Annotated in this window: 10 protein-coding genes; 7 read left to right on the plus strand and 3 right to left on the minus strand. The window is 63.3% G+C overall.

All coding sequences use genetic code 11. The features are described 5' to 3' along the window. Positions 1-593 precede the first annotated feature (593 nt). On the plus strand, positions 594-3,239 hold the full coding sequence (locus AAGA68_25775; GenBank protein ID MEM9388477.1) for a tetratricopeptide repeat protein: 2,646 nt from the start codon (positions 594-596) through the stop codon (positions 3,237-3,239). Positions 3,240-3,408: 169 nt separating this feature from the next. Next, positions 3,409-4,026 carry a sigma-70 family RNA polymerase sigma factor gene (locus AAGA68_25780; GenBank protein MEM9388478.1) on the plus strand — a complete coding sequence of 206 codons (618 nt, stop codon included), beginning with the start codon at positions 3,409-3,411 and terminating at the stop codon, positions 4,024-4,026. Here the strand turns inward: AAGA68_25780 and AAGA68_25785 are convergent. Then, positions 4,005-4,937 carry a hypothetical protein gene (locus tag AAGA68_25785; GenBank protein ID MEM9388479.1) on the minus strand — a complete coding sequence of 311 codons (933 nt, stop codon included), beginning with the start codon at positions 4,935-4,937 and terminating at the stop codon, positions 4,005-4,007. The two genes, AAGA68_25780 and AAGA68_25785, sit on opposite strands and share 22 nt — an antisense overlap. A 1,077-nt stretch (positions 4,938-6,014) precedes the next feature. Here AAGA68_25785 and AAGA68_25790 point away from each other — a divergent pair. The 5 genes from AAGA68_25790 (at position 6,015) to AAGA68_25810 (ending at position 16,588) form a co-directional block, all read left to right on the plus strand. Further along, entirely contained in the window at positions 6,015-6,257 is a 243-nt protein-coding gene (locus AAGA68_25790) for a hypothetical protein (GenBank protein MEM9388480.1), read from the plus strand. A gap of 1,285 nt (positions 6,258-7,542) precedes the next feature. Next, positions 7,543-10,725, plus strand: a complete 3,183-nt coding sequence (locus tag AAGA68_25795; GenBank protein MEM9388481.1) for a carboxypeptidase-like regulatory domain-containing protein — start codon at positions 7,543-7,545, stop codon at positions 10,723-10,725. Next, positions 10,725-11,852 (plus strand): hypothetical protein, encoded by a 1,128-nt coding sequence (locus AAGA68_25800; protein MEM9388482.1) that lies wholly within the window; start codon positions 10,725-10,727, stop codon positions 11,850-11,852. The genes AAGA68_25795 and AAGA68_25800 overlap by 1 nt, the downstream gene beginning before the upstream one ends. Before the next feature lie 70 nt (positions 11,853-11,922). Then, entirely contained in the window at positions 11,923-15,537 is a 3,615-nt protein-coding gene (locus AAGA68_25805) for an Ig-like domain-containing protein (GenBank protein MEM9388483.1), read from the plus strand. A gap of 514 nt (positions 15,538-16,051) precedes the next feature. Then, a complete protein-coding gene (locus AAGA68_25810; protein ID MEM9388484.1) occupies positions 16,052-16,588 on the plus strand; it encodes a hypothetical protein in 537 nt (178 codons plus the stop codon). A 120-nt stretch (positions 16,589-16,708) separates the two neighbouring features. On the opposite strand, the gene AAGA68_25815 is transcribed toward AAGA68_25810, so the two are convergent. Further along, positions 16,709-17,083 carry a hypothetical protein gene (locus tag AAGA68_25815; GenBank protein ID MEM9388485.1) on the minus strand — a complete coding sequence of 125 codons (375 nt, stop codon included), beginning with the start codon at positions 17,081-17,083 and terminating at the stop codon, positions 16,709-16,711. Positions 17,084-18,591: 1,508 nt separating this feature from the next. Then, on the minus strand, positions 18,592-19,219 hold a 628-nt coding region (locus AAGA68_25820), incomplete at its 5' end, for a cobaltochelatase subunit CobN (GenBank protein MEM9388486.1).

Here is a 19,219-nt window from a genome sequence, read left to right on the forward strand (position 1 = left end):
AGGATATCGATCGCCAGGCGGAGGGTGAACGTCCCCGGGGCGGTGGCAACCCGTAGACCCGTCGCGAGTCAGAGCGGGTGCGGGAAGTCACGCTTTATACGTAGTCCGGAGACGCTGAGTAAGAGCGGGGCGCTGAGCCGCAATGGGCGGCTCGGCGCTTCATGGCCTCGAGGGGAGGTGACGGCGGACTTCGTTTCCTGCGTGTCTTCCCGCTCCCGCTCTGACTCGCGACGGGTCTTCGGGTTGCCACCGCCCCGGGGACGTTCACCCTCCGCCTGGCGATCGTTTTCGTCTCGCTCCATCAGCCCTCTCCGATGTTGCCACGTTGGTTCTTGCCAAGAACTCGCTGGACGATCAGTCGCCTTCACTGCAGGGCCAACCTGCGCCGAGCGTCAGGACTTGCCGCAGCACCTCCTCCGCCCCGAAAGCGCGCTGATCTACTTCCACGAGTTATCCGTACTGTGTCGCCAAACCAGCAGACTTCTCACCTCGCCCGCTCCTAAGAGTTTATTCCGGATTCCTAGAGCCGCGCCCCCGCTCAATCCCCTGCTACACTCGTGACCCCACACAGGACAACCGGAACCGAAAGCTCGATGGAACTGAGGACAGAGCCCTTCCTGGTGGGTGAGTGGACAGTGCTGCCGCTCAAAGGCGAGCTGCGCAGCGGCGAGAAGACCAAGAGCATAGAGCCAAAGCTCGTCGAGGTTCTCTACCTCCTGGCCACCCATGCGAACCAAGTGGTGGCGAACAAGACCATCATCCTCGAGGTGTGGGGAGAGCACTACGTCGGCGAATCTCCCGTAGCCAACGCCGTTTCTCGCCTTCGACGTGCCTTGGGTTGCTCGGGCGCCAATCCCACGTACATCATGACGAAACCAGGAGAGGGTTACGGACTCTTCGCCCCTGTCCAGTGGCCAGCGGTGCGCGCAGGCACAAACGCCGTTGTCTCTAGCGACGCGCCAGGCCTCATGGAGAACGTGGCCGACGCGAAGCAGATCCCGCTGAGCGAACAGACACAGGTCGATGACCCAGAGCAGTACCTCGCGTTCGTGTGCTACGCCCGGCAGGCCAATACGGAAACGGCCGAGTGGCTGGTAGACCGGCTCCGGCAAGCCAGTGGCGTGCGCTTTCGTGCGCCGAAGTTTTTCTTCGACTTGGAAGATGAGGGGCTGCCGAGAGGGAAAATCCTGGAGGAAGTGCTCAAGCCCGCCATTCGTGCAAGCCGCTACTTTTTACTGTGCCTGTCACGTGATGCGCTCGCGTCCCCGTTCATTCGCGAAGAGCTGGACGAATTTCTGAGGCACACCCACCAAGACCTAGATCGCGTGATCATCGCCCAGGTCGGTGAGCCCGGCGACGACATTGGCGAGCTGCAGCAAGCGCTGCTGAAAGACTGCGACGGCACCAACCTACGGGCCTTTGTCGATCTCACGGGAGACCCTAGCACCTGGCGGGGGCGCACCCTTCGCCGGCGCCAGCATGCGGTCGATCGCGTGTTGGTGACGATGCTAAACGCTGGAAACGCAGGGCAGCTTCGCACCCGCAGGCGAGCGACTCGGGCCATGACGTTCATCGCCGTCGCCGTCGTGCTACTAGGCCTCGTGGGGATCGCCCTGCACATGCAACCCCCACGCCCGGTGACCATCGCCGCCGTCCCGCTGCTTAGTCCCACGGGACAAAGCGAACAGCTCGGGCGTGACCTCTCGCGCGCCATACTGGAGCAGCTGCATCAGGTCGCCGACGTCAACGTGATCTCGGACCGTGTGTCGTTCCCACGAATGAACACCGGCGAGGACATACTGACGCTGGCAAAGAACATTCGGTCGGACTACATCGTCGACGGCACAATTGAGCACGGCGATCAACGGATTACGGTGACCGTCACCCTAGTCAATACCACCAAGCGCCAAGAGGGCCGCGTGGTCGAGTCAGGCAGGTTCACGGTGAATCCGGAAGCGTTTCACACGCTTGGTTCACAAATCGCTGAAGCGATCGCGCAATGGCTCGCCGATGGAGCACTGGAGGAGCGACGGCCTGCGCAATCGCCCACCAGCCCAACGCCACTTAACCCTGGTCCGCCGCAAGTCACGAGTGCACAAGCCGTACAACCCTACTATGCGGGCCTCGAATACCTGCGCCGAACTAACGAGGAGTCCAACCTGCGACGGGCGATATCCTTCTTCTCCCAAGCCCTAGAGATAGAGCCACGCTACGCCGCCGCCCTCGCCGGCTCGTGTGAGGCGCACCTACGGTTATTCATCGTCTCCGGGCACCGTCCCGACTACAACAACGCAGAGGCTCTGTGCAATCGCGCCCTCACGCTCGAGCCAGGCCTCGCCGAAGCGAAGATCTCGATCGGAGCCCTGTACCGAGAGAACGACAAGCTGGAAGAGAGCGTCCTTCAGCTCGAAGCCGTACGTAAACAGGCGCCGGACAACCAGGATGTCTCGATCGAGCTGGCAGACACGTATTTCGAACTCGGTCGCGAGGTCGAGGCGGAGCGCCTGCTGCGCGACGCGCTCGAGGTAAACCCGGGCTACTGGGCCACGTACTCGGCGCTTGGTGACCTCATGTTTAAGCTCGAGCGGTACCCCGAAGCGCTCAAATATTTTCAATGGGTGAGCCAGCTCATGCCCGACAGCGCCGTGGTGTACGGAGATCTAGGCGCCACCCGATTCCTGCTAGAGGATTACCCTGCGGCAAAGGATGCACTCGACAAATCGATCTCCATCGAGCCGCTGAACTTCGTGTTGATCAACCGCGGGCTCATCGCGTACTACGACCACGAGTTTGGCGACGCCGCCAGCTTCTACCGGAGCGCCATCGACGCCGGAGAGGATGCCTACTGGGCCTATGGTCTGCTCGCCGAGGCACTCCAGCAGATGGGGGCGCCCCCCGACGAAGTGCGGGAGGTGCTCGAGAGGGCCGTGGCGCTCGCCGAAGATTTCCTTAAGATCGATCCCTCGGATAGCTACGTACTCGCCGACCTAGCGCTTTATCACGCCCGCCTTGGAGACTTCGACCGCGCGGGGCAACTCATCGATGAGGCTCGCGACATCGCCCCCGACAATCAGGAAGTCCACCAGCGACAGGCGACGATCTGGGCCGTTCGGGGCGAGCTAGTCCGGATGTGTGAGAGCCTGCGCGAGGCAGTCCGCCTCGGCTTTCCCTACTCCTCAGTCAAGCGCGACCCGGAGTTTGAAGCGCATTTGAGCGACGCCTGCGTACTGCCACCGTAACGCCCACTCACACCTCTAACACCCTGAAGAAAAAAGAGTTCCAGACAATTCCATCTGGACTTCAATCGCGTTCCAAGACTTTCAACGCCATGCCCCTAGACGCTCCACGGGTCGGACCGATCGCGCATTCCGCGCGGCCGGCGGCACCCCGCTCGCGGAGGCATCGCTAGTGAAAGAAGCTCCTATCTCGATCGACCCACAAACGGACCACGCCACCCTCGTCGCTGCGGTGGCAGCGGGATCGCGACGGGCCGAGTCCGAAATCTACCGACGCTACAACAGCTCCATGCAAAACTCGCTCAGGCGCTACGCCAACAACCCGATGGACGGAGAGGACTGGCTCAGTGCCAGCTGGGTCGTCGCCCTGACCAAGCTACGAGCCGGTGCCCTGCGCCAGCCCGAAGCACTGCCCGGGTTTCTATGCGGCGTAGCGCGCCGCGTCGCGGCAGGCGAGCTGCGCCGCTGCTGGAACCACGCCCTTCGTTTGCCTAACGAGGAGTTGGAGACCCTGGCGCTAGAAGACGACACGTCGAGCGTTGCAGCCGCTCGCGAGCTGGTCGAGATCTCCGAGCGTCTCGTCGAGGACATGCCCGTCCCTCGGGATCGCGAACTCCTGCGCCGTTGCTACCTCCAGGACGAAGATCGCGAGAGCGTCGCGGCGGATCTCGACCTGGAGGCAACGGCGTTCAGCAAGACCCTTCACCGCGCGCGCAAGCGCTTGTGGGCCAAGGCCGAAACCACCAACACGGCGGGCAGCCTGCGCGCCTACTTGGTCGAAGGGAATTGATCCCGATGCGAATACAAGGGTGGAGATTCACCGCTCAAAAGCCACTCGCCGCCGACCTGGCTCGCGAGCCTGTTGCGAGGACCTTGGGCACCGGGAAGCACCGCGCTTTGGTCTACCACCAATGGAGCCCCTAGCTCCCAATGCTCACCCTCATCCTGACTTACCACTTGGTGCCCTTGGGCCGAAACCAACGTCAACTGGGAGAGATCGATCTGAACCCTAATGAATTCCATCGGAATCTCGGTAGGCCGACGTTCCTCGTACCATCGCAGCCCGCCGTTTCTCGACCGTGCCAGCGTCGTGCCTTCGCCTACGGCCCATCCATTTAGCCCCTGCTCGTCAAACATCACGTGATTCAACTTGCTCTTGGTGCCAGAGACGATCGGGCGCCAGGCCGCTCCCGCATCTGCGCTGCGCAGTAGTCGCCCGTCATCACCGCTCACCCACACCTGCTGTGAGGTGATGAAACTGACGCCAATGAGGTCTTCCTTCACGCCGGTCGCGACGCGTTTCCAATGAGCACCGCCATCGACGGTGCGCAGCAAAACGCCGTCATCTGCGACCGCCACTGCGAGCTCTTCGCCCATCCAGTCAATGCCATTGATCGGCGTTTCTGGGCCCTTTTTCGATCGCTGCCATTCGGTGCCCGTGCGATCACTTACCCACGCCTCCCCCAGGTCCGTGGTCGCCAATAGGCCGCCGTCGCGATGGGGATGAAGCCCGACGAGCTGACCACTCGGTACCCTAAAAATCTCGTCCCAGTAGAGCCCTGCATACGTTTGGCGAAACACGGCACTGGGGTAGGCTTGCGCGCGCCATGTGTCGCCGTTGGCAGACTCCACTTGGTCAACAAACCTTGGGCTGCCCGTAGACTCATCCGACCGACCTAGCCCGGGTAGACCGCTCGTCATGAGCAACACACCACCCAGCAACGCCGCTCCAGCTGCAGCTCCAGCGTATGCTCTCCACCGAGCTCTCGAGTTAAACATGATCTTCTTGCTCCGAATCTCGTTGACTCAACGAGGGTTGCGTAAGCCCATTCAACGCTTGACTAACGCCAACGTGCACTTGCTATAGGTACCGAGTTACCTACGAACGTGGAGTGCTCCAAGATCACACAACGTCGCACGCAAGCCTGAGAACCGTTACTCAGCAGGAAAAATTCCCATGACGCCGCATCGCAGTGCTCTTAGCTACAAACACCTCTGACTTACGCGTAACGGGTTCACCGATTCGAACCCCGCCTTACGCACGATTCCGCTATCCGATCACTTAACTTTACATCTGCCCTCGTACTCCAAGCAGACCTAATACTCAGCAACGAACGCAGATTTGAGCACATGCCCTCAAAGGCCATGGCGACAAGCGACCGTGCGCGGCATCACCCGATCGATGAAACTGGTACGTAGGTCAACAGTGGCTTGACTGGAGTGCGACATATCGACTCCACAGCACACTGCCCTGACGGGACCACCGAAAAAACCGAGTGTTTCGCCTCGAGCCCCAGGAGGCTCGCATGAATGCGAGGCACTGATCATCACCGCCCTGCTGACCTTCGCGCCGCTCTCCCATGCCGCGCTCCTCGACTTCGACACCGATGGCGTCGGCACTCCCTTTGAGGGCACTAGCGACTTCTTTGCCGCTGACGAATACGAAGGCGTGTTGATCACCGATAGCGATCCGAAACACACGCTTCAGCCGCTGCGCCCAGCTCACCGACCGACGTCTTACGGACGCCGTGGGGCGGTCTGCTCCGCGCCACCATCGGGGACTGCACCAGCCCCTGCCCTGCCACCGCTACGCCCGCGACCCGATGGCGTCACCGCACCACGCCACTTCGCATTCGGCGCCAGAACACACAACGTGCTTCAACGTCAAGGCGACCTGGCAGGATACTTGAAGCGGTAGGTTTGCCACGCACGCTTTTCTGTCAGGTGACTCAGCTCGGAAGATCGTGGCTCGAGGTCTACAAAAGGGGGGGTGCGCAGATGACTACGGTCGGTTGGGTCGGCTACCTGTTCACCGAGATCGAGGAAAGCACGCAGCGCTGGGAGCGTGTGCCGGAACAGATGCAACGGGCAACAAAGCGTCACGACGAGATAGTCGACAGCCAAATCGCCATGCACGGTGGCAGCACTGTTCATCGCGCAGGCGACGGCATTTTCGCCCTGTTCGAAAAGGGCAGTTCAATCGAGTGCGCCGTGGAACTTCAACGCGCGCGCGAGAACTGACTGGGCCGAGGTAGGCGGCCTGTGGGTTCGCTTGGATGTCCACGTTGCTCCGAGAAGCAAGTTTCCCTGATCGACAACCCCAGCGCGAACCGGGCCGCACGAATCATGAGCTACGGCTAGGGCGGTCAGATCGTGGTGAGCGCTGCGGCCATTGACGTCAACGGGCTTCCGAACGCCACCGAGGCGAACGACCAGGGCTACGCACACCTCAAGGGACTGCAGGCGCCGCTGCGCTTGTACTCCGTTACCCATCCGGAGATGGTACGCACGGCGTTTCCACCGCTGCGCTCCACCGGAGCAGCAAATCGATTACCGACCCCCGAACGGCCCATTGTTCGGTCGCAAAGCGGAGTTAGCGGCCCTTCTTCACTTGCTCCGGGAGGCGGACCGCGCCTTGTGACCGTTACGGGTCCCGGCGGCAACGGCAAGACCGCGCTTGCTACCCACGTTGCCGCTGAGCTCGTTCGCCAGCGACTATCGCCTACTTCGCTCCGCTTTCCCAAGCGCTTAAGCTAGACAACGCCGACGAGGCCACCGCACTAACGAGCGCCTCAGTACGACGGCACCTTCACCAAGACCCGCCTAGCTCGTTTACTTAGCACGAGTCATGACCGATCGGCTGCGCCATCCGTCGGGCCCGGCATTGGCGTTCCCTGCGAGAGCGCATGTTGCCACCGGGAACTGGTCCCCAGCCGGTACAAGCCCGACTAGGCCCACTTACATCCAGGGATGCCTCTCCCAGGGTTCGCCCTGCGCGATGAACCACGTGCGTGGGGTGAGGATAGCGCGACGTTAGTCGTTGCTGAGGACCTCTCCTCACGTCGGCGGCATCTGCATAGCCCACCTTTTAGTACCGTCGTGGGGTGTCGCGCGACCTGCACGCGGAGAATCAGCACCTCACGCAGGCGGGCAATTGACAGCGCCGGTTAAGCCACGGCCGGGGAAGCGAGATGGGGGGCAGGCCGCGAACCCACAACGGCAACATTCGTGCTGGGCAGTGCAGCAACAATTTAACAGTTGATCGTGAATTGTAAAACGCTAGAATCAAGTCCGTGGCGTAAAGCCCAACGACGAGCATAACAAGGGTAGCCCGCGACCAGGGGAAGGTTTTGCGCTGCAAGCTGACCGCGTTGCGGCACGCGAGGGACTCGATCTCCACGCTAATCGCTGAAGCGCCCCTAGCCACGCTGCTGCTGCCTGCGGCGTCGAGGGCGCGCGTCATGGTTCCCTTGTGCACTGCCCCGACGTTCCCTTCGGCCCGACGACGGTATCCCTCAGGTGTTTTATGAAAATTAATCGGTTGCTGAACATCGCCTGGTCCGCGCTCTTGCTCGGGCTGCTGGCTGCGCCAGCGGTGGGCCAGATAGCGCCAGTCAGCCTAGAACTCATCTCCTCGGACCGCGTTGACCGCTTCAACTTCGAGTATGAGTATCGTCTGCGCGTCACTAACGAAGGGGCTCAGAACGCAAGCAGCGTGACGGCCACCATTAGCACCGACTCTGTTTACCTCACGTTGGTAGACGACGGGGCGAGTTTCGGTCCCGTAGGGGCTGGGGACACGGTTGCGAGCACGGACACCTTTCGCGTGCGCCACAACCGCCGAGGCCCCTTCAACGAGGACGACCTCAGCTACCAGTTCGATGCGGTTCTAGAACCACTATTGTCGGTCACCATCGAGACGCCCGCGCCGTTCACTACGGTCGGTGGCAGCCCACTCGAGGTCACGGGAACAGTGCAGCCAGAGGACGCGGAACTTACGGTCAACGGCGAGAGCGTGGTCCCCAGCGGCGGCACCTTCAGCACGCAGGTTGAGCTCAGCGAGGGTGAGAACATCATCCTCGCGCGCGTCATGGCGGGCGAGATGCAGGTGACTGACTCGCTCAGCGTGACCCTGGACACCACCCCACCGGCGGTCACCATCGACTCGCACAGCGAAGGCGGCGAAGTGTTCACGGACACGATCACCGTGACCGGTGCCGTCACGGACATCGTGCGCGGCAGCTCGCCGCAGGAAGAGACCTCGGTCACCGTGAATGGGGTTGCGGCCAGCGTCGCCAACAGCAGCTACTCGGCCAGCGTGCCCCTGGTGCTTGGTCAGAATACGATCACGGCCACGGCCACGGATCTGGTGGGGAACGTCGCCGCGCGGACCATTACGCTCATTTACAGCGAACCCACGGGCGGGCAACTCGTCGCCGAGAGCGGTGACGGCCAATCGGCAATGATCCGCCAGGCCTTGGCCGCACCCCTCGTCGTGCGCCTCACCGACGCGCAGGCCCAACCGGTCCCTAACGAGACGGTAGTATTCCGGGTCACCCAGGGCTCGGGCACGGTGCAGACGGGACTGTCGGGCGAAGAGCGCGCCGTGATGGCGACGACCGACGCCGACGGCCGCGCGTCCGTCAACTTCACCCTCGGTGAGCGCGCGGGTACTGCCAACCAGAAGGTGCGCGCACAGGTGGTCGGGTTCCCGACGCAAGTCGTGTTCACCGCGTCGGCCCTGCCTCGTCTTGGTAACAAGGTCAGCATTTCCACCGGCAACAACCAGGTGGGCGCGACCGGAGAGCGGTTGCCGTTACCGCTAGTCGTGTTGATTACGGACAGCGGCGCCAACGACGTTGCCGGCGCGCGCGTCCTGTTCGAGGCGTCGGCTGGTGGCGGCACCTTCGACAACGGCGCCAGCAGCCAGACCGTGGTGACGGACATGGACGGTCGTGCCGCCGTCCGCTTAACGCTCGGCACCCTATCGGGACGAGATGCGCAGCGCGTGACGGCCACGCTGCTGGACGCAGAGAACGCCAACGCGCCGCCTCGCGCAGGCTTCACGGCCAGCGCCTTCGACGCCGGTCCCGTCAGTGAAACCACGGTTGTGGGCGTGGTACTCGACAACCAAGACGAGCCCCTAGAGGGAGTCACCGTCTCCATCGAGGGGACAGAGCGCCAAGACGTGACGGGCGCCGACGGCCAGTTCCGCATTACCGAAGTGCCAGCGGGCTCCGTACACGTGGTGGCCGACGGCTCCACGATCCCCGGCGAGGACACCTACCCCAACCTCAGCTTCCCCTTGGTAACCATCGCCGGCGCTCAGAACGAGCTGCCTGCACCTATCTACATGGTCAGGTTGGACACGGATAACGCGGTCTTCGCCGGCCCCGAGGATGTGTCCCTCACCCTGCCCCGCTTCCCCGGTTTCCGCCTGGACATCGCCGCCAACTCCGTGACCTTCCCCGACGGCTCGCGCGAAGGCCTGGTCTCGGTCACGCCGGTGAACACGGCAGCCGTGCCGATGCCGCCGCCAGACGGCATGCAGCCGCGGTTCATCATTACCATCCAGCCGAGTGACACGATCTTTGATCCGCCAGCGCGCCTGACCTTGCCGAACTTCGAGGGCTACGAGCCGGGTGCCCAGGTGGAGATGTTCTCCTTCGATCACGACCTGGAGGCGTTCGTCTCCATCGGCCTCGGCACGGTGAGTGAGAACGGCGCGGAGATTAGCTCGAACGTTGGCGTAGGCGTGGTCAAGGCTGGCTGGCACTGCGGATCGCAGCCCGGTGGCAGCGGTTGCACCAATGACTGCGCCGAGTGCCAGCAGTGCGACGACAACTGTGTCTGCCAGCCCGACGACTCGCAAATGCCCGAGTCGCGCTGCAAGGAATGCATGGGTGGTGAGGCCGTAAACAAGGCCGACGGCACCATGCCGGACCCCGACAACATGTGCATCCTGTGCATGGGCGGCGAAGAGGAAGAAGTGTCGTTGGGCGACTGGATGGCCCAAGCCGGCAGCACCTTCGAGTTCCCCGCAATCTTCGAGAACGAGTACGAGACCAAGATCAACCTCATTCCCGGTGTAATGGTCAACTTGACGCCCAGCGTGTCGGTCAACTCCGGGCGCATACGCGACTGCTGCAACAAGGACACGGGCGAGCTGGTCACCGGCGGCAACGTCGAGTCTTCCGGTTCGGGCATGCTCACGGGCTCCGCGTCCGCCAGCATCTTCCCGCCCGGCGGCGGGCTCAATCAGTGGGACTTCGAGGTTGAGCTGTTCGATGCCTTCGGGGTGGAGGTGGAGATCGAGGCCGCGGGCCGCGTGGGCGTATTCCTCACTGCCGCCTTCAACTTCTCCGGCGAAGTGGGCTTCCGCACGGACACCTGTAACAGCGAGCAGTGTGGGTTCGGCAACATCGGCGGCAACGTCACCCTCGATCTAGCGCCCACGATCCAAGCTACCGCCTGCTTGGAAATCGAGGTCTTTGGCGATGAGAGCGAAAACTGCCTGCCTGAGCTCGAGATCACCCCCATCGGCCTGCAGGGCTCGATCGGCGGCAGCTTGAGCTTCAACGGCAACAGCTGCGACTCGGGCCTGTCTGGTGAAATCACCCTCGGCCAGATACTGCTGCGCGCGGAAGTCACGATACCGGGCTACGGGCCATTCATCGGCTTTGAGTTCGTGATCTTCGAGGGCTTCTGATGAACGGGTTGAGGCTGCGAATGCAGGCCCTAGGGCAGCCGCGCCAACGGCTTTACGTGGCGCTGATCACCCTATGCGCCGGGCTGTGGGCACCCACCGTGGCGCAAGCCGTGGAGTTTGTGTTCACGCCACCGATCCGCGTCGAGCGCGCGAACCTGCCGGCCCCCCTGTACGTGAAGGTGCTTGGGGAGGAGATGGCCGAATCCGTGAACAGCGGCGTGCGCAACCAGCGGCCGGACGTGGCGCGATTTAGCGAAGCCTTATCGGCCATCCTCCAAGGCGACGAGGCCCTGGCCCGTCGCTACGTGACGGGGCCGCCGGAGCGACTCACGGACGAAGGCCTGGCGGCCAGTCTGGAGAAGTCCAGGGCTCGCTACTCGCGCTACGCGTTCTTCGTCGTCACCCACATGTTCAAGCTAGGTAAGGAGCGGGTGTTCGTGGTGGATGCCCGCGAGCAGCTCGCCCCCGAAGGTGACACCTTCACCTTCGTCATGACCGAGGCTGACGACGGCAGCTTGATGATCCCCTTAGGCTATAAGCCAAGCGATCTCGTGGCCCTGCTCACGCGCGCGGTGCGCTTAGCCGCGCGGGATCCGCGCCGTTTCCTATTCGAGCCCCTCGCGGACTTCAACGCCAAGCGACGCGGTGGTCCGCCCCTGGTGGAGGTGGCCGTGGGCCAGCCCGACGGTAATCGCTACGCCATCCTCATCGAGGAGCCGAGCAACGCCACGCGTGACGACGTGAACGCCTGGTACGAGCGCTTTCTCTCCATCGCTGACCAACTCGGCGTCAAGGGCGTCACGGGACTGGTAGATGAACGCAGCGCGGACCGGCTAACGCGCAACCTGAGCAGCACCGGTGGTGAGGCCAACAGCGACTTCTTCAAGGAGAACTTTGGCGGCGCCGTGCGCCAGGTATGGCGAAACGCGAGCCCAATCGAGATCGCTTTCCTGCAAACGCCGGGTGAGTTCCAGTTCGCACGCTCTCTTGCCTTTCGCAAAGACGAAGGCGGTCCGCGCACGCTGGTGAACCTCTTCTACCAGGACACGTTCATGCGCTGGCTTATCTCCAGCGACGTTCGCACGGCGCTTGCCGCGACGCAGTTTAGGGGCCTAGCCAGTGATTGATCGACGAGACGACAACAGGGACCTAACGACACCTGTCAATGGCAACTTCGCGTGTAGTGAGGATGAATCGATGACCATCGTGCCCCTAAATCGACGCTGCGCGAAGGGCGCTCGCGGCGCAGCGCTCGCCACTGCGTCCCTGCTCTGCATGGCCGGTGCCGCGCACGGCCAAACGCTCGACGAGAACTGTGTAATCAACATCCTCAACCGCACGGTAAACGTCGCCGAGGACGGCGGCTGGTCACTACCCAACGTACCTGCTAACCAAGGCAGGGTACGGGCGCGAGCCACGTGCACGCTGGAGGATGGCACTACCATTTCCGGGCAGAGTGATTTCTTCACCGTGCTCGAAGACGGCATCAGTGCGGTCGGCGAGATCGCCTTTGAGAACGTGGAGATCCCGAGCGCCATCAACTTCGCCTCCACCGAGACCATCGAGCTCATCGTGGTCAACGACAGCCGCCAGCTCGCCGTAAGCGCGAGCTTCAACGACGGGCGCACGGAGGACGTTACCGGCGCGGGCAGCGGCATCGTTTACACGAGCCTCAACCCGGAAGTGGTAACCGTGAGCGATAACGGCATCATCCGCGCCGTGGGCAACGGGGTGACGCTCGTGAGCGCTGACCTCAGCGGACAGTTCGCGGCGCGGCGCGTGTTGGTCAATACCACGGGCGACATGGACGGCGACGGCATCCCGGACTTTTTCGAGACCGAGAACGGACTCAATCCCGAAGATCCCGTGGACGCGCTGGAGGACCAGGACGGCGACGGCTTGAGCGCCCTCGACGAGTTCTTTCTTGGCACCGACCCGAACGCCGCGGACACGGACGGCGACGGCCTCAGCGACGGCGAGGAGGTGGAGCCGGGGACTGACGGCTTCGTCAGTGATCCGTTGCTCACCGATACGGATGGCGATGGCATTGGCGACGCGCTAGAAGTGACCTTGGGCACGGACCCGAGCGACGGCGGGGACGTGAACTACGACGCGGCGATCATAGACTTCCAGGTGACGCCGGACACCTTCACGATCGTCAACAACGACATCTTCCCGGCGCAGAACGAGGGCCAACAGCTCACCGTTGCCGCCACCTTGGTCGATGGGTCAGACCTGGATCTGACCAGCCGCGCACGCGGCACGCTGTACCAGGCTGCAAACCCCAGCGTATGCGATCTCGCCTTCCAGGGAGAAGGCAACGACCTGGACGGCTTCGTCGTCGGCTTTAACCCCGGCCTGTGTGAGATCACCGTGAGCAACGGCAGCTTCTCGCGCACGGTCAGCGGCACCGTGTCGGCCTTCGAACCCGTGGCCACAGCGGTGATCGACATTCCCGGTTACGCCAACAACGTGGACGTGGCCGGGAACGTTGCCTTCGTCGCGGCGGGCTCCGCGGGACTGGTTACCGTTGACGTTAGTGATCGGGAGAACCCAGTCCTCGGCACCACCATCAGTAGCGGTGGCGTCGGCATCGACGTCAAGGTCAGCTCCGGTTATGCGTTCCTCGCAAACGGCGACGTGGGCTTGGCCGTGTTCGACGTGGCTAACCCGCTAACACCAGTGGCCGTGGGCAGCACCTCGACGGGCGGGACGGCACAAGATCTGGTGGTCGCGGGCAACATCGTCTACCTCGCCAACGGCTCTGCGGGCCTGCAGATCGCAGACGTAAGCCAACCGTCGCAGCCCATGCTGCGCGGTAGCGTCAGCGGTATCGGCACAGCCAAAGGCGTAGGCGCGGACGCTGGTCTCGCCGTGATCGGTAGCGATAGCGGCCTGTTCGTCATCGATGTGAGCGATATCGACAACCCGGTGCTCGTGGGCACCTTAGCCCTTGCGGACGTAAAGGACGTCGTGGTCGACGACGGCTTCGCCTACGTGGCCGCCTTCGACGAAGGCTGGTACGTGGTCTCCTTGAGCGATCCCGCGGCACCGGTCATCGTCAGCGCCAGCATCGGCCAGGACTTCGTGCCCCGCGATGTGGCCCTGACCAGTGGCTTGGCCTTCTTCGCCGAACAGCTGTTCCCGAATGCCGTCGCCATCGTGGACGTGTTGATTCCCGATGACTCGTTCTTCATCGACACGATCGACCTCACCAGCCTTGGGGACTATGCCGGCACGGGCATCGCGCTGGATGTCGAGTACGCTTACGTCACCGGTGAGTTTTTCATCGTTGGCGGTGACTTCGGCACGACCGGGGACACGACCCTGTCGATCGCCCAATATCGGCGCGTGGGCGACACGGCCGGGATACCGCCCACCGTGCAGATCCTGGCCCCCGAGGACGGCACGCAGTTTGTCGTAAACGAGACGATCGAGGTGCTGGTGGACGCTACGGACGACGTGCTCGTGGCCGCCGTTCAGCTGTTCAACGACAACGATGTCTTGCTGGATACGGACACGTCCCCGCCCTACCGATTGAGCGCCACGAGCTTAGGCGCAACGGTAGGAACCAAACGCGTCTATGCCGTGGCCACGGACCTCGCGGGTGCCACTGCCCAAACCGAGGCGCTCAACTTTGAGGTGATCGAGGATCCGCTAACGCGCGTGGTGGGCCAGGTGTTCCTTGAGGACAACCCCATTGAGGGAGCTATCGTCGTGTGCGGTGGCGACAGCTTCACGGACGAGACGGACAGCAGCGGTCTGTTCAGCATTGAGGGCGTACCAACGCTTGGTCAGGTGAGCTGTGTCGCCTCCATCGAAGTGGACGGAGAACTGTTCTCTGGCACCTCTCAAAGCGTCTCGCCCCTGCGCGACAGCGTGACCAACGTGGGCGAGATCACCCTGCTTAGCTTCTTCTTCGACGAAGACTTCGGCACCAATCTGTTCCAGAGCGACGACGACTTCGACTTCCGCGACTTCGATCCCGCCTTCACCTTCCCCTTCTACGGGCAGGTGTACACGGGAGTGTTCATCAACTCCAACGGCCGCCTCACCTTCACCTTCGGCGACGGGGACTTCACCGAGTCCGTGGGAGACTTTGAGGACCAGCCGCAGATTGCCCCGTTCTTCGACGACCTCAACCCGAACACCGGTGGCGCCGTGTGGTTCAAGGCACTGCCGGATCGCTTCGTGGCCACCTGGGATGCGCTGCCTGAGTTCTCCGCCACGGGCTCCAACACGATCCAGGCCAACCTGTTCCCGGATGGCAGGGTAGTCATCGCCTATCGCGGCCTGAGTGCGGCGGACGCGATCGTGGGCGTGTCGAACGGCGCTACGCTCGACTCCGTGCCCTTCGACCTCAGCACGGCGCCCTTCGCGGTGAACGATGTAGTGAACATCTATCAGCAGTTCACCAGCAGCGACCGCTTCGATCTCGACTTCAAATTCCTGATCTTCACGCCCAACGGCGCTGGCTCCTTCGACGTGGACCTGGCCGATGGGGTAGTCCCAGAAGGCGAGGAGCCGCCGCCGGGCGAGGAGCCACCGCCGGGCGAAGAGCCGCCGCCCGAGGACGAGTTCCCGCCGCCTGAGGAATGTGAAGAGCTGGAGCTACCTCCCGAACTTTGCGAGTTCCCCGAGCCGCCCCCAGATGAGGTGTTCGGTGGCGTTGGCGGTAACCGCCAGGGTGCGCAGCGGCTCGACGGTGTCACGCCGAATGGGCGACGCGTGCGCAGGACGGGCCCCCGTGACGTGCAGTACCGCCCCCTAGTGGGCGGCGAGGCGCCGGCGAAAGCGCCCGCGGGAAACTGACCACGAATGATCGCTGATCAGCGGGGCCTTCGCAGTCGCCTGTGAAGGCCCCTCAACGCGGTTCTTTGGCACCAGCCTGTGCGGTCGCCCATTGGGTGACCAACGCGAGACATCGCCGCCGCACCATCCACTGACGAGCACCATCCCCTGCCTCGAACAGTAGTACGGGACCGAGACGCTGGCGGAACCCTTCAAGAACAGAGCCTCTTGGTGTGCTGTCCCAGAAGTTCGTTGAAAAATACGCGGGTACTTTTCGCCCCTGAGTACGTTGCTCCTCCGCCCGTGGGGCCTGCCACGCTCGTCCTCGCGCTACGCTCAGGGACAAACACTCGCGCGAATTCATCAACGAACTTCCAACTCAGGACACTAGCTAGCGTGGCGCGCCTATGTTCTTGAAGTTGTCATCCTTCCACGCTACTGTGCGAGCTTGACAACAATAGATCGTCCGAATCCGGCTTCGGTCATATAAACGGCGCGGATCCGCAATCGCGCCGCGCGTTTCGAGGGGACAACAATGAGAGCACTGATCGCTTCCACGGCGCTGCTTTGCGCTGCGCAGTCTGCGTGGGCCACCCTTGTCGAGTACGAGGTCACGAACCTCGGCGGCGACAACTACCGCTACGACTACACCATCACCAATGACTCCCTGGGCACGTCCATCGAGCTCTTCGACATCGCCTTTGACACGGCCTTGTATGACGAGTCGTCTCTACTGGTGGCATCGAGCCTGGACGTTAACGCCGAGTGGGACCAGCTGGTCTTTGCCTCGGCCCCCGGCTCACCCGCCCTGTACGATGCCTTCACCCTGAGCGGCGGCATCCCCGCCGGCGGCACGGCGACCGGCTTCGCCGTGGAGTTCCTGTGGCTCGGCGGCCCAGGAGGTCCTGGCGCGCAATCCTTCCAGGTGTTTGATGCCGTTACCTTTAGTCTGCTGGACTCGGGCTTCACGGTGCTCAGCGGCGGCACCCAGGTGGACGCCCCTAGCACGCTATGGCTGGCCGCCATCGGCGGCCTGGCAGTTGCCGGCTCCCGCCGTCGACGCGCTGCTTAGGCTTACGCAGACTGATAGGCGCCAGTGCCCCCTGTCGGGGCCGGCGCCTTTCACACGGTACGCGTACCCACTCGCCTAAAGCAGAGTCACGGCGAAAGCCCGTTCCGCCGACGTCAGGCGCTAGGCGCCTAGCGTCACCCGCGCGTCGAACACGCGCGTTCCTAGATCGATCAGATCAACCGCATCTTCGTACACATCGGCCACCACCATAGGTCCCCAGAAGAACGTCCCGTCGCCCGCCTCTTCGCGCAGCCGCAGGTTGAGCGTAAGTACGCCGCCGCGGGAGGCGAAGGTGTAAATCTCCTCCACCGAGAGCGTGCTGTGACCTGGGATGATCTCGCCAAAGAATGGCATTTCGATGCGGCCAAGGAGTTCCGGGGTGGACTCACCGGCGTCGCTAGAGTCCCCCGGTCGTCGGCCATAGGCGATGTACCAGAGTTCGATGCTGACGAAGTCGTAGGCGATTGCGTAGAGGCCGTCGTCCGCGAGCACCACGAAGGGCTGGCGGAAGCTTGCCTGATCGATACGTCGGCGGTGCCCGCGGTGGGGCTACCAAGGCCAGGCGATCGCCTGTGCTCGTGTCCACTTCCCAGGCGCTGATCGCGTCCAGCGCTGGCGCAGCGTCCGTGGGGTGCTGTACGGCCACAAGCGCTCCGTCGAGCACGCTGACCCCGTCGCCGCAGACCGCAGCGTCGGCAAGTCGTTCGCCTTGCGCTACGAAACCCATCGCCGCCCCCGCTGCTGCTGCACGCGGACAGGCCTATGGCGGCACACAGTACGAACGCAAGGAAGCCCAGGCGCTGGGCGAGGATGTAGTCGGCATGAGTCCACTCCATGGGTCACTAGAACGCGCCCGCACGAGCGGGCGGTAGGAGCATGGACTGGCCCGCCGGCGCCTGCCCTAGGTTCTTTTCCAGTTTGCCTTAGGTTTCCTTGATACCCAAGAAACCATAAGGCTTTCAGATGGTTGAGATCTTTCGCGGCAACGTAGTCGCGCACGTAGATCCTGCCGGCAAGATGACGTTGCCGGCGATGTGATGCCAGCACCGAAACGATCACCGACGCGATCGGGATCCACACTTGTTGCGCTCTCGCATAAATCAGTGAATAGAAGATCGGAACGGCATGCGTGAGTCGGTAACGCTAGTGTCCTGAGTTAGAAGTTCGTTGATGAATTCGCGGCACCCTTTCGCCCCTGAACACGTTGCTCCTCCTCCCGTGGGACCTGCCACGCTCGTCCTCGCGCCGCGCTCCGGGACAAAAACTCGGGTGCTAATACATCAACGAACTTCTAGCTCAGGACACTAGACGGCGCCAGGACCCACCTAGCGATCAGCACGCATGCTGCCCTAGTTGGCGAGTGAGAGCACCCGCGTGTGTTTCGCCTTGAATCGTCCCGTTGCGTTGCGATCGTGGGTCGCGGCGACCGGTATGAGGTGGGTCGCAAACGGGTGCTACTCTGAGGATAGATCGTCGAGACGCACATCAGCCGCGGTTGGTGGAGGGACGAGCACGCACCTTGGCTCAGTCAATCCCGATGCGCCCAACCGCGCCGCGCTTAGGCTTTGTAGGATCATAGGCACGGCCGCTTCTGAACACGAGTTTTCTGTCAGCAGCGAAACCTTGACAGTCTGTGGCGCTCTCGCTGCCGCCAGCGCCGGCGCCAGGACCACCGAGTACGAGGCACCGTCGACGTACGGCCTCCTGATGGCGCGCCCGTCGGGAAGTGCGCGGTCGTATGTGCGAAGACCTCGGCCGCGACAGCCGCTGCCAGGTGCGTAAGCCGGGTTTTGCGGGCGTCCCCGTGTCCGATGGCCTGACCGTTGTCGAGACCGGTCTGCGTGGTGGCTACGGGCTGCCTCGGCGGAATGCTGAAGACGACGCGCGTGGACTGTCCTACTTCGTGACCGAGCCGCGCGGTACAAGGGGGCCCGTCGGACGCGGGTGCCGGCGGATCAGGATGTCAGAGAGTGCCGGAGCTCGAGCGCACACTGGTCAACGCCTCACCCCTCCAACCGCTCCTCCGCCTCCAGCAGATGGCGCCTAAGCATCTCCGCATAGTCCCCCGGCGCCTGCCACAACCCCCGTTGGATCGCCTCGAGCAGCCGCTCGCAGATGTCGTGCAGTGCGTCTGGATTGTACCGCAGCAGGAACGCGCGGGTATCCTCGTCGCCTACGTAGGCATCGCTCACCACCGCGTACTGGTCGTCCCGCACCACCCGCGCCGTGGCGTCGTAGGCGAACAGGTAATCGACCGTGGCCGCCATCTCGAAGCCCCCCTTGTAGCCATGGCGCTTTACGCCGGCAATCCACTTCGGATTGGTCACCCGCGAGCGCACCACCCGACTGATCTCCTGCGCCAGGCTGCGCATGCGCGGCGCGGCGGGATTGCTGTGATCGCCGAAGTACACCCGAGGCTGCTCGCCGCGGTAGTGGCGCACCGCCGCCGTCATGCCGCCCTGGAACTGGTAGTAGTCGTCGGAGTCGAGCAGGTCGTGCTCGCGGTTGTCCTGGTTCTGCACCACGAGGTCGATGGTGGCGAGGCGCTCGGCGAACCCCTCGCGCGCTTCGGTACCGTAGTCCTTGCGCCCGTAGGCGTAGCCGCCCCAGTCGCGGAAGGCGCGGGCCAGG

The organism is Pseudomonadota bacterium, from assembly GCA_039193195.1.
Classification (GTDB): Bacteria; Pseudomonadota; Gammaproteobacteria; order Steroidobacterales; family JBCBZW01; genus JBCBZW01.

Bases quoted from the DNA above. Each gene is read 5' to 3' on its own strand.
- AAGA68_25775 (MEM9388477.1), top strand. From the start codon at position 594: ATGGAACTGAGGACAGAGCCCTTCCTGGTGGGTGAGTGGACAGTGCTG.
- AAGA68_25785 (MEM9388479.1), bottom strand. From the start codon at position 4,937: ATGACGAGCGGTCTACCCGGGCTAGGTCGGTCGGATGAGTCTACGGGC.
- AAGA68_25790 (MEM9388480.1), top strand. From the start codon at position 6,015: ATGACTACGGTCGGTTGGGTCGGCTACCTGTTCACCGAGATCGAGGAA.
- AAGA68_25795 (MEM9388481.1), top strand. From the start codon at position 7,543: ATGAAAATTAATCGGTTGCTGAACATCGCCTGGTCCGCGCTCTTGCTC.
- AAGA68_25800 (MEM9388482.1), top strand. From the start codon at position 10,725: ATGAACGGGTTGAGGCTGCGAATGCAGGCCCTAGGGCAGCCGCGCCAA.
- AAGA68_25805 (MEM9388483.1), top strand. From the start codon at position 11,923: ATGACCATCGTGCCCCTAAATCGACGCTGCGCGAAGGGCGCTCGCGGC.
- AAGA68_25810 (MEM9388484.1), top strand. From the start codon at position 16,052: ATGAGAGCACTGATCGCTTCCACGGCGCTGCTTTGCGCTGCGCAGTCT.